Source organism: Gemmatimonadaceae bacterium (assembly GCA_040882285.1).
GTDB lineage: Bacteria > Gemmatimonadota > Gemmatimonadetes > Gemmatimonadales > Gemmatimonadaceae > JACDCY01.
In genome coordinates this window covers 26,290-39,478 of sequence record JBBEBQ010000019.1, presented here as the reverse complement: position 1 = coordinate 39,478, position 13,189 = coordinate 26,290, and the positions used below count along the sequence as shown (strand labels likewise).

13 protein-coding genes are annotated in these 13,189 nt (G+C 67.1%); 4 read left to right on the top strand and 9 right to left on the bottom strand.

Going from position 1 to position 13,189, the window contains the following annotated elements; translation table 11 throughout:
• The first annotated feature begins 126 nt into the window (after positions 1-126).
• Positions 127-474: a hypothetical protein gene (locus tag WEA80_10890; protein ID MEX1187085.1), complete on the top strand. Its 348-nt coding sequence runs from the start codon at positions 127-129 to the stop codon at positions 472-474.
• A 164-nt stretch (positions 475-638) separates the two neighbouring features.
• Here the strand turns inward: WEA80_10890 and WEA80_10885 are convergent, their stop codons facing one another.
• The gene (locus WEA80_10885) at positions 639-1,712 is read right to left on the bottom strand and encodes a M23 family metallopeptidase (GenBank protein MEX1187084.1); all 1,074 of its coding nucleotides are present in this window, start codon (positions 1,710-1,712) and stop codon (positions 639-641) included.
• A complete protein-coding gene (gene ftsZ, locus WEA80_10880; GenBank protein MEX1187083.1) occupies positions 1,709-2,935 on the bottom strand; it encodes a cell division protein FtsZ in 1,227 nt (408 codons plus the stop codon). The genes WEA80_10885 and ftsZ overlap by 4 nt, the downstream gene beginning before the upstream one ends.
• An 89-nt stretch (positions 2,936-3,024) precedes the next feature.
• Here ftsZ and WEA80_10875 point away from each other — a divergent pair, with 89 nt between their 5' ends.
• From WEA80_10875 to WEA80_10865, 3 genes are all read left to right on the top strand, one after another.
• A complete protein-coding gene (locus WEA80_10875; GenBank protein ID MEX1187082.1) occupies positions 3,025-3,324 on the top strand; it encodes a hypothetical protein in 300 nt (99 codons plus the stop codon).
• Between the two features lie 2 nt (positions 3,325-3,326).
• On the top strand, positions 3,327-4,223 hold the full coding sequence (locus tag WEA80_10870) for a hypothetical protein (GenBank protein MEX1187081.1): 897 nt from the start codon (positions 3,327-3,329) through the stop codon (positions 4,221-4,223).
• A 75-nt stretch (positions 4,224-4,298) separates the two neighbouring features.
• Positions 4,299-5,492, top strand: coding sequence for an ATP-binding protein (locus tag WEA80_10865; GenBank protein MEX1187080.1), 1,194 nt, complete (start codon positions 4,299-4,301; stop codon positions 5,490-5,492).
• Here WEA80_10865 and WEA80_10860 read toward each other — a convergent pair.
• The 7 genes from WEA80_10860 to nosZ form a co-directional block, all read right to left on the bottom strand.
• Positions 5,471-6,142, bottom strand: a complete 672-nt coding sequence (locus WEA80_10860; GenBank protein ID MEX1187079.1) for a response regulator transcription factor — start codon at positions 6,140-6,142, stop codon at positions 5,471-5,473. The genes WEA80_10865 and WEA80_10860 overlap by 22 nt on opposite strands.
• Positions 6,142-7,212, bottom strand: a complete 1,071-nt coding sequence (locus tag WEA80_10855; protein MEX1187078.1) for a sensor histidine kinase — start codon at positions 7,210-7,212, stop codon at positions 6,142-6,144. The genes WEA80_10860 and WEA80_10855 overlap by 1 nt, the downstream gene beginning before the upstream one ends.
• A gap of 310 nt (positions 7,213-7,522) precedes the next feature.
• Positions 7,523-8,410: an ABC transporter permease subunit gene (locus WEA80_10850; GenBank protein MEX1187077.1), complete on the bottom strand. Its 888-nt coding sequence runs from the start codon at positions 8,408-8,410 to the stop codon at positions 7,523-7,525.
• Positions 8,407-9,138, bottom strand: coding sequence for an ABC transporter ATP-binding protein (locus WEA80_10845; protein MEX1187076.1), 732 nt, complete (start codon positions 9,136-9,138; stop codon positions 8,407-8,409). Before WEA80_10845 ends, WEA80_10850 begins: the two co-directional genes overlap by 4 nt.
• On the bottom strand, positions 9,135-10,502 hold the full coding sequence (locus WEA80_10840) for a nitrous oxide reductase family maturation protein NosD (protein MEX1187075.1): 1,368 nt from the start codon (positions 10,500-10,502) through the stop codon (positions 9,135-9,137). The genes WEA80_10845 and WEA80_10840 overlap by 4 nt, the downstream gene beginning before the upstream one ends.
• Before the next feature lies 1 nt (position 10,503).
• Entirely contained in the window at positions 10,504-11,154 is a 651-nt protein-coding gene (locus WEA80_10835; protein ID MEX1187074.1) for a hypothetical protein, read from the bottom strand.
• A gap of 2 nt (positions 11,155-11,156) precedes the next feature.
• Positions 11,157-13,157, bottom strand: a complete 2,001-nt coding sequence (gene nosZ, locus WEA80_10830; GenBank protein ID MEX1187073.1) for a Sec-dependent nitrous-oxide reductase — start codon at positions 13,155-13,157, stop codon at positions 11,157-11,159.
• Positions 13,158-13,189: the final 32 nt, after the last annotated feature.

Below are 13,189 nucleotides of genomic sequence, written 5' to 3'. Positions count from 1 at the left end.
CGCGGAAATTCCGCGGCGCCGCTCACTGCTAGATGCGAGTGAGCCTAGGCGCGAGGAGGGGGAAGTTCCGGGACGGTGCTGCGGGTCTGAAACAGCGCAGCCGGATCAGTGGGAGCGACGTCGCGTGTGACTGCGACCGTCAGCTGCGACTGCATCGCCGGCTGGAACACGGCGACCATGCACGACATCACCGCCTGGCAGGCGCCGTGGTCGGATGGAGCGCAGTCGGTTCCGGGGGCCTCGCCGGAGCAGGATTCCGATTCCGCCGGCATCGACATCCCGGCGTGCGCCGTCTCAGCGATGGCGGTGGGCTCGTCACACGCGGATAGCCCGGCCGCCAGCGAGAGCTGGAGCACCAGCACACTCATGACAAGCGCACCCAACCGGCGGATGGAATCCATGGGCGAAAAGTACCCCCACGGCGGGATGTCCGCTGTCAGAGATTGGGGCGGGCTGTTGTCGGGGAAACGCTGACGGAAGGAAAAAACGGAGCGCGTAGTGCGTGAACCGTTAATGCGTGCGTCCGTTAGGAGGTAGACTGCGGTGGGATCGAACCGGTGTTCCAGCCGCCGTTCACGGCCTTACCCAAGACGGAAGAACGGGAAACGCACACCGCGCCCCGCCGTTCAATCCGGGATCTACTCTCCTGTGCTGGCGGAGGAAAAGTCTCTCAGGAACGCCAGCGCCCTGTTCCGCTGCTGCAGAAACGTCCCGCGCTCCGACGACCCGATCGGATCCCCGCCGCGCATCTGCAGCGCGACGCGGGGGTTCTTTTGCACGCCGCTCACGAGCACCTCGAAGTGCAGGTGCGGCCCGCTCGCGAGGCCGGTCATCCCAACGTAGCCGATCGTGTTCCCGATCCCGACGCGCTTCCCGCGGCCCACGCCGTTTGCAAATCCGCGGAGATGGGCATAGCGGCTCACGTAACCGTTGCGATGGCGGATGTCGATCACGTTGCCGTACCCGCCCTTGCGGCCGGCAAAGATCACGACGCCGTCGCCGATCGCGCGGACCGGCGTACCCGACGCCGCGGCGTAATCGGTGCCTTTGTGCGCGCGCCACCGGCCGAGCACCGGATGCTTGCGCATGCCGAACACGCTCGAGATCCGCCGGAAATTGAGCGGCGCGCGGAGGAACGCGGCGCGCAGCGACTTGCCTTCGGCGTCGAACCACTCGCCGCCGGCGACGTTGCTGCGGAAGTGGATCGCCTGGATCTCCTTGCCGGAGAGCTGCATCGTCGCGCCGAGGATCTTGTTCACGTGCACGCCACCGGTCGGCTCCTGCACGCGTTCCACCACGACGCCGAACTTGTCGCCCACCTGCAGGTCCCGGCTCATGTCCACGCGGTACTCGTAGATGTCGGCGAGGAGCCACGCCAGCCGCAGCCGCTGGCCCTTCGGGAGAAGAGCGTCGGAGAACTGGTCCAGCGCGGAGTACAGGCTGGACCTGATGGTGCCGGTCACGGCTATCGTGTCGACTATCACCGCGCTCGACGCCACGACAAGGACCGGACTCACGATGGGGTCGTACACGTATGGCGCGACCGGAACCGTCGTGCGCTTCTTGTCCAGCACGCGAATCGGGTCGATCTCGCGCGCAGAGAGCAGTTCGCCGGCCCTTGCAGCAGGTACCGGCGGTGTAAGTCTCAAAGCTCCGATCGCCAGCGCTCCGACCACCGTGTAGGCGATGGAGCGCGCCCATGACAACCTCAATCCATTTGTCTCCGAATGAAGGTCGGGATCTCCATGTCGGCGAGATCCTGATCCTGCACTTCCTGCTTGTGCTGCTTGTCCGTCAAGGACGACGCTGAGGGCGCCTGGGTCACTCGGCGCAACCCGTCTGTCCCCGTACCAACCTGTTGAATGCCCCGGGTGACGCGCGCAATGCCGGCCTGACGCTGCGCGGGGAACGGAATGACGGGCGAGCCCTTCCCCTGTCCGTGGGAAATGACCCGTCCCGGGACGGCACTATTATTAGCGCTGTCGAAGCCGGTCGCAATGACCGTTACGCGAATTTCCCCGCCCATGGCCGGCTCGTGGACCGCTCCGAAGATGATCTCGGCGTCCGACCCGGCCGCGTCGTGGATGATCTCGCTGATCTGATAGACCTCGCCCAGCGTCATGTCCGGACCGCCGGTGATGTTGAGCAGAACTCCCGTGGCGCCGGCGATGGAGACGTTGTCGAGCAGCGGACTGGCGATGGCCTGCTGGGCGGCCTCGGTCGCGCGGTTGTCCCCCCGACCGATCCCGGTGCCCATCAGAGCGGAGCCGCCCTCCTGCATGACCGTGCGCACGTCGGCGAAGTCGACGTTCACCAGACCGGTGACGCTGATGAGCGAGGAGATGCCCTGCGTGGCGTGCAGCAGGACCTCGTCGGCCTTCTTGAGCGCGTCCTGGAACGGGATCCCCTTGCCGACCACCGCGAGCAGCCGCTCGTTCGGGACGACGACCATCGTGTCCACGTACTTTCGCATCTCGGCGATGCCGAGCTCGGCCTGCCGCATGCGCTTGCGTCCCTCGAAGAGGAACGGGCGCGTCACGATTCCCACCGTGAGCGATCCCGCCTCGCGGGCGAGCTCGCACACGATCGGCGCGGCACCGGTCCCGGTGCCGCCGCCCATGCCGCAGGTGACGAACACGAGATCGGCGTTCTGCAGCGAGCGGGAGACGTCGTCCCTGCTCTCCTCGACTGCCTGGCGTCCGATCTCGGGACGGGCGCCGGCGCCGAGTCCGCGCGTCAGCTTCTTCCCGATCTGGATCTTGACGTCGGACTTCGAGTTCAGGAGCGCCTGCGCGTCGGTGTTCACCGATATGAATTCCACGCCCTGGAGATGCTCGTCGATCATCCGGTTGACGGCGTTCCCTCCGCCACCCCCGACGCCGACCACTTTCATGCGCGCGGCCTGCGACTCGCTCTCGTCGAACTCGAATACCATGGTCAAGACTCTCTCTCCGCTGGTGTATAACGCCAGAGGTTTGGGGAAAACTGGAGCCGAATATATGCTGCTCGACGCGATTCAACCATATGAAATTTCAAGGGATCGGCCGTTTTGTTCACCTTTTACTAAAGGGCGGAGTTTTCCACATTTTCCCCCGCCGCGTCACGTTATTGATGGACGGCGCCTTTAGCCCCCAAAAAGGCCGCCGCCACCCGGCGACATTTCTCATTGTCACCTTCCCGCCGGGGGCAGATAGTGTATGCAATGCGACGATCGTGCTCCGCTCACTCTTCAGCCCGCGCGCCATGACCCCACACCGTGTTCGTGATTCCCTGCTTCACAGCGGGCACCTGATCGCGATCGGTAGTCAGACGCCGGCGAGCTGAGCGTGCGCATTCTCGCGGCAGTCTTCACACTTGCCGTCGTCGCGGCATGTGTCAGCGAGCCCACCGCGCCGGTCCAGCGCGGTCAGGCCGTGCTGTTCACCAGCGATCGGGACGGCAACGTCGAGATCTACACGATGCACGCCAACGGCGGTGATCCGATCCGGCTCACGCGCAACGGCGCGGTCGACTTCGCGCCGCAATGGTCGCCGGACGGGCGGAGGATCATGTTCATCAGCAACCGATCCCCGGGTGTGAACGGGTCGCCGACGTACGAGATCTTCATGATGAACTCCGACGGGTCGGGCGTGAAGCGCCTGACGACGAACGACGTCCTGGAGAGCTCGCCGAGCTGGTCGCCCGACGGAAGCAGAATCGCGTACGCCACCACGGGCACGCGCAGCAAGATCTTCGTGATGAACGCCGACGGGTCGAACGTCGTGCAGCTCACCGACAACGAGTGGGCCGACTCGCTCCCGCGCTGGTCCCCGGACGGCCAGCGAATCGCCTTCCTCGGCAGCCCGCTCGGCTGGTCGTGGATCTTCACCGTGGCACCCGACGGCAGCGATCGCATCCGCGTTCCCACCCAGTCCGTCGGCGGCATTCACAGCTACTCGTGGGCGCCGGACAGCAAGAACCTCGTATACGAGTACGGTGAGTGGCCGTACGGCGGCATTTACCGATCGGTCAGCGTGCCGACGCCGGGCGCCAATCCCGTTTTTTTGGTGGGTTATGAACGCTTTCCTTCCAAGCCCGTCTGGTCTCCGGATGGCCAGCGCATCGCGCTCACGATGAGCGAGGGCGGCAACGGCGACATCTTCACCATGCGCGCGAGCGACGGAGGAGGCCGCGTGAACATCACGAACCATCCGGCGGCGGACCTCGTTGCCGATTGGAAATAGGCTGAAGGATCCGGGCCGAGCGCGAATCGGCGCCGACACCTCGCGCCGGCGCCGCCCCGTGTCCAGCTTTCTGAAGTGACAGACACGTACAGGAGCGCCGCCCGCGGGCGCGCCGCGCCATCGGTCGAGAGGCTCGAGCAGGAGCTCCGCGCCGCGGAGGCGCGCTTCGAGGGGATCGTCGGCATCGCGGCCGACGCGATCATCTCCGTCGACGAAACGCAGACGATCATCCTGTTCAACGAAGGGGCCGAGCAGATCTTCGGCTACGCCGCCGCGGAAGCTATCGGCCGGCCACTGGACGTGCTGCTGCCGGAGCGGTATCGCGCCGACCATCGCGGCCAAGTGCGGGATTTCGGCGCCGGACACGATCGCGCGCGGCGTATGGCGCATCGGCGCTCCATCTCGGGACTGCGAAAGAATGGCGAGGAGTTCCCCGCTGAAGCGTCGATCTCCAAGCACACCATCGCCGGCTCCGTCGTGTACAACGTCGTGCTGCGGGACGTATCGGAGCAGCGGCGCGCCGCGGACCTGCTGCAGGCGCTGTACGACGAGGCGAAGCAGGCCGTCCTCGCGCGCGACCAGACGATCGCCGTCGTGTCGCACGATCTCAGAAATCCGGTGAACGCGATCAAGATGCTCGCCGCCGCGCTCGTGCGATCTGCGCGCAACGATGCGGAGCGAGACGGTGGCGACCAGGTGTACGATTCGGCGGAGATAATCCGGCGCGCGGCCGAGCAGGCCGACCGGCTGATTCAGGATCTGCTGGACGTGTCGCACATCGAAGCCGGGTCGCTCCGCATTCACGCGGCCCCGGAGGACCTGGAAGAGATCATCGACGCGGCCACCGAGGTCCTGTCGCCGATCGCCGAAGAGAAGTCCGTAGCGCTACGCCGCGAGCCCAGCCCCGAGCTGCCGCTTGTGAGCGTGGACGCGAGCCGGATTCATCAGGTGATCTCGAACATCGCCGGCAACGCGATCAAGTTCACGCCGCCGGGCGGCACCGTCACGATCTCGGTCGAGCGGGAGCCCGCGGAGCTCGTGGTGGCCGTGAGCGACACGGGGCCGGGGCTACCGCGCGAGCAGATGGACAGCCTCGCCGACAGGCGCTGGCAGGCGAAGCGTCAGACCAGCGGCGGCTCCGGGCTCGGGCTCGTCATCGCGAAAGGCATCGTGGAGGCTCACGGCGGACGGCTGTGGGCGGCGTCGGGCCCGGAGGGCGGCAGCGTGTTTCGCTTCAGTCTGCCGATCTACGAGGTCGCGCCGGCCTGAAACTTCAGCAGCCCGAGCTTGAGCGCGAACTGCACGTAGTCCGACCGGTGCGTCAGCCCGAGTTTCTCGCCAATGCGCTGCTTGTACGTGTCCACGGTCTTCGGGCTGATGAACAGCTTCTCCCCGATCTCCGGCGCGGTGTACCCGTGCGCCACGAGCTGTAGCACGTCCCGCTCGCGCTCGGTGAGCTTCTCGAAGCGCGCGCGATCGTCGAGCGTCTTCTCGTCCTTCTTGATCCCGCGCGCGAGAATACGCCCCGCGGACGGCTGCACGTACATGTCGCCGCGCGCAACGGCGCGAATCGCGTCCACCAGCTCGCGGTCCGCCGCGTTCTTCACGAGATAGCCCGAGGCTCCGGCCTCGAGCACCTGGACCAGATACTCCTCTTCGCCGTGCATCGTGAGAACGAGCACTTTCGGCGGGTCGGACCGCGTCACCAGCTCGCGCGTCGCCGTCAGTCCGTCCATCTCGGCCATCGAGAGGTCCATCACCACGACGTGCGGGTGCAGCCGGTCGGCGAGCGCGAGGGCCTCCTTGCCGTTCGACGCTTCACCCACCACGTCGATGTCCCGCGCGCCGGACAGCACCGCTTTGAGACCGGCCCGGACGACCATGTGATCGTCGGCGAGAACTACGCGAATGACGTCCATCATGCGTCCCCGGCCATTGGCACGGTCACCGTCAGGCGCGTGCCCTTGCCGGGCGCGCTCTCCACGGTGAAGCTCCCATCCACCAGCGATACGCGCTCCTCCATGGTGAACAGGCCGAAGCCGTCCACCCCGTGCGCGATGCCGCCCGTATCGAATCCGTCACCGTTGTCCATGACCCGTAACGTAACCCGGTCACCATTGGGAGTCAGAGAGAGTGTGACGCGCGTCGGCTTGCCGTGGCGAAGCGCGTTCGACAGCCCTTCGCTAGCAACCTGGTAAAGCACGGCTTCAACCTCCCGGGAAAGTTTGATTGGATCGCCCAGCTGTGCGGAAACCTCCACCTGGTCCGTCCGCGCGCGACGCGCCAGCCACTGGAGGGCGGCGGGCAGCCCGAGGTCGTCCAGCACTCTGGGATACACGGCCTGTGCCAGCGCTCTGATCTCCTCGAGCGCGTCGACCGTAAGGTCGTGTATCAGCTCGAGGCGCTTCCTCAGGTCCGCGTCGGTGCAATCGCGCAGCGCCGACGAGGCCTGGAGCGACAGCGCGGCCAGCGTCTGCGCCGCGGAGTCCTGCAACCGCCGCGCGATGCGCGCGCGCTCCTCTTCGCCCGCGGTTATCACCTGGGACGCCAGCTTGCGCATGTGGTAGCGGTCGGCCGTGAGCCGGTCGACCAGCCGGTTGATCGTCTCGCCGACGCGCGTCATGTCCCGGTCGGCCAGCGGCGACCGCGCCACGCGCACGTTCCGCTCGCCGCGCGACACCCTGCCCGCCGCTTCCTCCAGCGCGGCCAGCGGGCGCAGCGCCAGATACACCAACGCGCCGTTCACGACGAACGTCACCAGCAGCGCGGCGCTCAGCGCGATCCACATCCCGGGCTGTCCCACGTGCGTGGCTATCGCGGTGGCCGCGGTCCCCAGGACGATGATCGCGTTGGCCCCGAACAGCTTCCACAGCAGCGGCACGCCGAGAATCCGCGCGCGCCACAGCAGGAGCATCTGGGAGACAGACACCGGTCCCGGTCCCGCCGTGCCGAGCGCGACCGCATCCATGGGACGGAGTCCTCTGGCCATGGGACGGAGTCCTCTGGCCATGGGACGGAGTCCTCTGGCCATGCTAGCCAACGACCAGCGCCGTCACCATGCCGAACATCCCGTGCTAGGATTCGGCATGGGGAAGAATGTGGCAGGTGGGAATCGTTTCGGACATCTCGGCGGCGGACTTACCGGTCATCTCATGCGGCTCCAGTTCGGTGTCGTGACGGTCCCGCAACCTAGACGGCGCGGGCCCAATCCTCTGTAATCGTCTTCGCGGAACTTCCCTGCGGTTGTTCCCCACCCGCTGACAGGGTTTCCCCGACCGACTCCCCGGCGCCGCACGGCGCTACCGGTCGCGGCGCGAGCTGAGCGTGACCGCTGCCGCGAGCGGGACGGCGATCCACAGCGTGAGCGACACCGCGACGAACGACAGCCCTGCCGCGCCGCCGAGCATGCGCTCCAGGGCGGCTCCGGCGGGGCCGAGCAGCACGTCGGCTCCCAGCTCCACCAGCGACACGGCGCGCAGCCCGTCGATGGGATTCAAGCCGAGTAGCGCGAGCAGCCACCGGCCCGGCTGTCCGTCGCCCACGAGCTGGAGCACTCCGATAGCGATTAGGTCGAACACCACCGCGGCGAAGAGCCACGCGGCGATAGCTCCACCCATCGCCCCGAGGCGGCTGCGCGACACGACCCCCAGCAGTATTCCCACCGCCAGCCCGGCTGCCCCGGCCAGGACGGAGCCGAGCGCTACGAGAAGAAACCCGCCGATCCCCGCGGTACCGGCGCTGGCGGCGATGAACACCATCGCGCCGCCAAATCCCGCGACCACGACCAACACGATCGCGGCGAGCAGTCCGAGCGCGCGGCCCAGCACCAGCTCCGCGACTCCGACCGGCTGCGCGGCGATCGCTTCCATCGCGGCGGAGTTGGCGGCGAAGGCCATGGCCCCGAGCAACAATCCGAGCAGCGGCATGATGTAGTAGCCGAGCGTCATCAGCGACACGGCCGTGCGCGTGAAGCCCTGAACCAGCAGCTGGCCGCTGCCGCCGAGACCGGCGAGCGCGAGACCCGCGGCCACGACGGCGAAGACCGCCGCGAAGGTCGGAACCATCTTGCCGCGCATGGTGGAGCGCAGCTCGAAGGCCGCGAGCGCGAGGACGCGCGGCAGCGCCGCCGCCGTCAGCGGTCGAGCCCCGCCCGCCAAAGGCGGGCTCGCGAGCTGGATGTGCGTCATGCGGCCACCCGGAGCTCGAGTCCCGTGAGGCGCCGATAGATCTCCTCGACTCCGGCGCCGTGCTTCAGATCCAGCGACGACGCGAGCGCGGCTGGCTCGCCCGCGGCCACGAGTCTTCCGGCGACGAAAACCGCCAGCCGGTCGGCGACCGCTTCGACTTCCATGAGATCGTGGGACGAGATGAGGATGGTCTTCCCTTCGTTGCCGAGCTCGCACAGCAGGTCCCGCATCAGCAGCGCTCCGGTCGGGTCCAGCGCCGCGCTCGGCTCGTCCAGCAGCAGAACGCGGGGATCCCCGAGCAGCGCGATCGCGAGACCGAAGCGCTGGCGCATTCCACCCGACAGCGTCTCGATCTGCCGGTCGAGCACGTTCTCGAGTCCCACGCGCTCGAGCAGCGCCTCGGGCCGCGGAAGATCCGTGTCCCGCAGGCGCGCGATCAGCCGCAGCACCTCGCGCGGCGTCGCTCCTTCGGGAAAGCCGAGCCGCTGCGGCATGTAGCCGACGGCGCGGCGTGCCTCGCGCCCATGCCGCGCGACGTCGTGCCCGGCGACAGCGATCCGGCCCGCGGTCGCGCGCACCAGTCCGGCGGCACCTTTCAGCAGCGTCGTCTTGCCGGAGCCGTTCGGGCCGACGAGCGCGAGCGTCTCGCCTTCCTCCACCGTCAGCGACAGCGGCTCGATCGCGAGCACGTCGGCATAGCGTTTGGTGAATCCGTGGTAAGCGATCATCGGCGTGCCCGGGGAAAGGTCGAACGGCGGGTCTGATACATGGCGAGCCCGAGCAGGCTGATGCCGGCGAAGGCGAGCATCGATCGCGACCGGTCGAACGTCGCGGTCGCGCCGACCGGCGCGTGCTCCGGACGGACGGCGAGCGGCCGCTCGTCGGTGATCGCCGCGAAGTCGAAGACGGGAAACGCGGATTCCGCCCAGGCGAGCGCGCGCGCGGCGGGCGTTCCCGCCCACAGCTCGAGCACCGGCCTCATTCCGGCCAGCGACGCGAACGGATCGCCAGCGCGATGCGGGCGGTCGCCCACTCCATCTCCGTCGAGATCGAACGTGGCGCGGCCGCCCCAGAAATTTCCGCGGCCTTCAGCGGACCACGCGTTGTCGCCCACGCCGAGTATCGTGCGGGCCGACGTCCGGTTGCCGGTGATGACGTTGTCCACGAACGTGTTCCCTTCCGAGCTCGCCATCATGTCGATGCCGACGCCGTTGCCGCTGATGGTGTTCGCGCGGAAGATGTTCCGGACGGATCCGTCCAGAAACATTCCCGTGAGGTTGCCCTCGATGACATTCCGCTCGGCAGTCACGTTTTCCGCCGTCTGCAGCAGGATGCCGTATGCGCGGTAGCCTACGTGCCTGGAGAACGTGTTTCGCCGGAAGGTGATGCGCTTGGAGAACATGATCGCGGCGCCGGCGGCGTTCCGCGTGAAGCGATTGTCCGTGAAAGTGTTGTCGTCGGAGTACATGTAGTGCAGCCCGTACCGCACGTTCGACACGTCGTTGCCCACCGCGGTGGAATGGCTGGCGAAGGAGAAGTACAGGCCGTCGCGCGTGGTCCGCACGGTGTTGCGCCGCATCTCCACGTACGTCGAGTTGTACAGATGGATCCCGTTTCCCCGCCAGGCCTCCTGCAGCTTCGCGTCACCGGTGATCCGGTTGTTCTCGATCAGCACGTCGTGCGACGAGAGCAGGTAGACGCCGTGCAGCGAGGAGCCGATCGTGTTGCCGGAGACGACGCAGCCGTAGCAGCGCAGCAGCTTGACGGCGGCTTCGTCCTTGTTGAGCGACAGCCCGCTGCGTACGATGGTGAATCCGCTGATCGCGACCGAGTCCGCATCCACGGTGACGACGGTGCCGCGGCCGCGGCCGTCGAGCACCGCGCCCGGAGCGCCCACCAGCGCCAGCCGGCGATCGATCACGACCGGTCCGGCGTACGTGCCGGCCGCCACGCGTACCGTATCACCGGGACGCGCGGCGGCGATCGCTTCCACGGGATGCGTGTACGGGCCGCCGGGCGCCACCATGAGCGTCCGCGCTCCGCCCGCGGGAGCGAGCGCCTGCAGCAGCGAGAAGCCCAGCGTAGTGAGCATCCTACGACCGCGCGGGCTGCAGCTCCGACACGGACTTGGCGCGCGCTCGCTGCCTGTTCGGCCGGCGGCCGGTGCCGAGCTGGGCCCACAGCACCGCCAGCACAAGCCCGCCGGCGATGAGCGGCAGCGTCGTGCCCCAGCTGAAATACGAATACGTCGCGAACTGCGCTATCTGATTGGATCCGATCATCGGCGGGGTGAACGGATCGATCGTCATGGCCGCAGTCGGGCTCAGCTCGTTGCCGAACTGCCAGAGCCGATGCCGCATGCTCCAGAGGCCGTAGCCGCCGACCCCCGCCATAGCGAGCAACGACAGCAGCGACCACCACGCCCGCCGGATGAACGCGCCCACCACACACAGCAGCGCTAGCGCGGCGAACGCGACCGGAAGCACCTTGAGCTCCAGGAAGAAATCATTGAAGATAGGCTTCATCCCGATAGCCTTGTTGAGCAGGTTGATCTCGGTGATGTCGCCCGTGATGAACGTCGGGTACACGATCATCCGGAGCCCCTCCGGATACTGCACGCTCACGAGCGTCATTCCCCACAGGGGCAGGAAAACGGCGGCCACGAGCAGGCCCGCGGCGGCGAGCAGCAGCGCTCGCTGGACCACGGGCCGCCGCAGCATCGGAGGGGCCGGAAGCAGCTTCATCGTCAGTCCAGGCTCCCGGCGGGAGTCCGGCGCGCGTTCGCGGCGGCGACACCACGGGCTGCCGCCCGTCCGTCGATTCGCATCACCCCGCTCGCGTCGTACATCGTCAACCGCCTGCCCGTGGGCATCACCTCGAGATAACCCTGCATCTCCTGGTGCAGCGCCGAGCAGAAATTGGTGCAGTAGTACGGGAAGACTCCGGCGCGGTCCGCCACGAAGCGCAGCGTCTTGGTCTCGCCCGGATCCATGACGATGTTCTTGTTGTAGCCCACCACGCCGAAGCCGTGAATCTCGTCCCGCTGCTGCTCGGCGTTGGTGATGTGCAGTATCACGGTGTCACCCTGCTGCACCTGGATGCGACCGGGCTCGAAGTAGCTCCGGATGGCGTACACGTTTCCTTCCACGGTCCTGCGCGCGGCGTTCCGCGTGACGCGGGCTCCGTCGGGCGCCCAGATCGCGTTCCTGTCCCTGCTCTCGGACCTTGGATAGAACTCGATCGGCTTGATGATGTCCCGGTGGATGAGCTGTGCGAAGTGCGGCTCCGGATCCGTGAAGGCCTCGTAGATCATCTCCATCTTGGCACCGCCGATCGTGATGAGCTGCGAGCTCTCCGGCTGCGACGGCCCGACGTTCAGGTGGCGTCCCTTCGACATCTTGTTCATCGCGATCATGTAGTCGCCGCGCGGGCGCCTGGTGTCGCCATGACTCGTCACCAGGTGGCCGATGTTGAACTGGACCGCAATCTTGTCCACCACCAGCGATTTCGGATCCACGTTCGCCGCGTACGGCGGAAGCTTCCACTTGGCAATCGCGCTCTCGACGTACAGCGAGGTGTACGCGAAGCCCTTGCCGTCGAACTGCGTGTGCAGCGGCCCGAGTCCGACCGGCACTTCCATCACGACCGCCGAGTTGTACTTGATGACCGGGATTCCGTCTTCCATCTCCGGCTCGAAGTCGCGCTTGTCGATCGCTTCCTTGATCTTCGCGAACGAGTACACGGTGGCCGTCGGCTGGAGCTTGCCGGAGCAGACCACGTACTCTCCGCTCGGATCCACGTCCACGCCGTGCGGGCTCTTGCCGCAGGGTAGCAGATACATCACGCCGGGCGCTCGCGCCGGGTCGATCACGCGCACGCCGGCGGACACAGTGGTGGCGTTCCCCGTCGCGGCACGCTCCGCGTTCTTCCAGTTGACGACCGCGATGTAATCGCGATCTCTCTGCGCGCTGGTCACCTCGAGCTTGCCGGTGGCGCGCTCGCTGTTGTACGACGTCCAGAACGCCCAGTCGTTGGACGGGCCCTTGCCGGTGGCGCCGAGGTCCCAGTTGAACGGCGGCGTCATGATCTGCCAGCCGACCGACATGGTGCCCGTCGCGGAGTCAACCTTGATGCCGCTCACCGCGCCCTTGTACAGCGTGGCGTACTGCTCGAGCGGCTCGTACCGTCCGGCCAGCGGAGTGGAGAACCGGGTCGCGACCAGGATGTACTCGGTGTTGTTCGTGACCATCGACGAACCGTGATTCCCCATCGTGTTGGGGATCGGGCCGAGGATCTGCCTGGTCTTCATGTCGCGCAGGTCGATGCGCGCGATGCGGTTGTTGGCGTTGTCGTTGACGAACAGCCATCTCCCGTCGTAGTCGCCGTCGGTCTTGGAGGCGGCCGGATGGTGTACGTCGCCCCAGGTGAAGGCGCCCAGCATGCGGCGGCTCTCCTCATCAAACCCGTAGCCAGTGCCGGGATACGGAGCGAAGACCGGAATTGTGACGATGTGGCGCATCGACGGCACGCCCGCCACCGACACCTGGCCGGAGTGCCCGCCGGAATAGAACAGATAATACTCGTCCAGATCACCGGGCTTGACGTAGGTGGCCAACGCTGCCTTCTGCACGTCGCCGGTGGCCATGGTGCGCTGGCCGGGGACGTCGGGAGTGCGCTCGCCGCACGCGGCGAGCAGCGAGACCGCCGCCAGCGCGGCGACACTCCAGCGAAGAGAAAACGAATTCATCGAACGGTCTCCTGTATTGGGCCGCTGAGGGC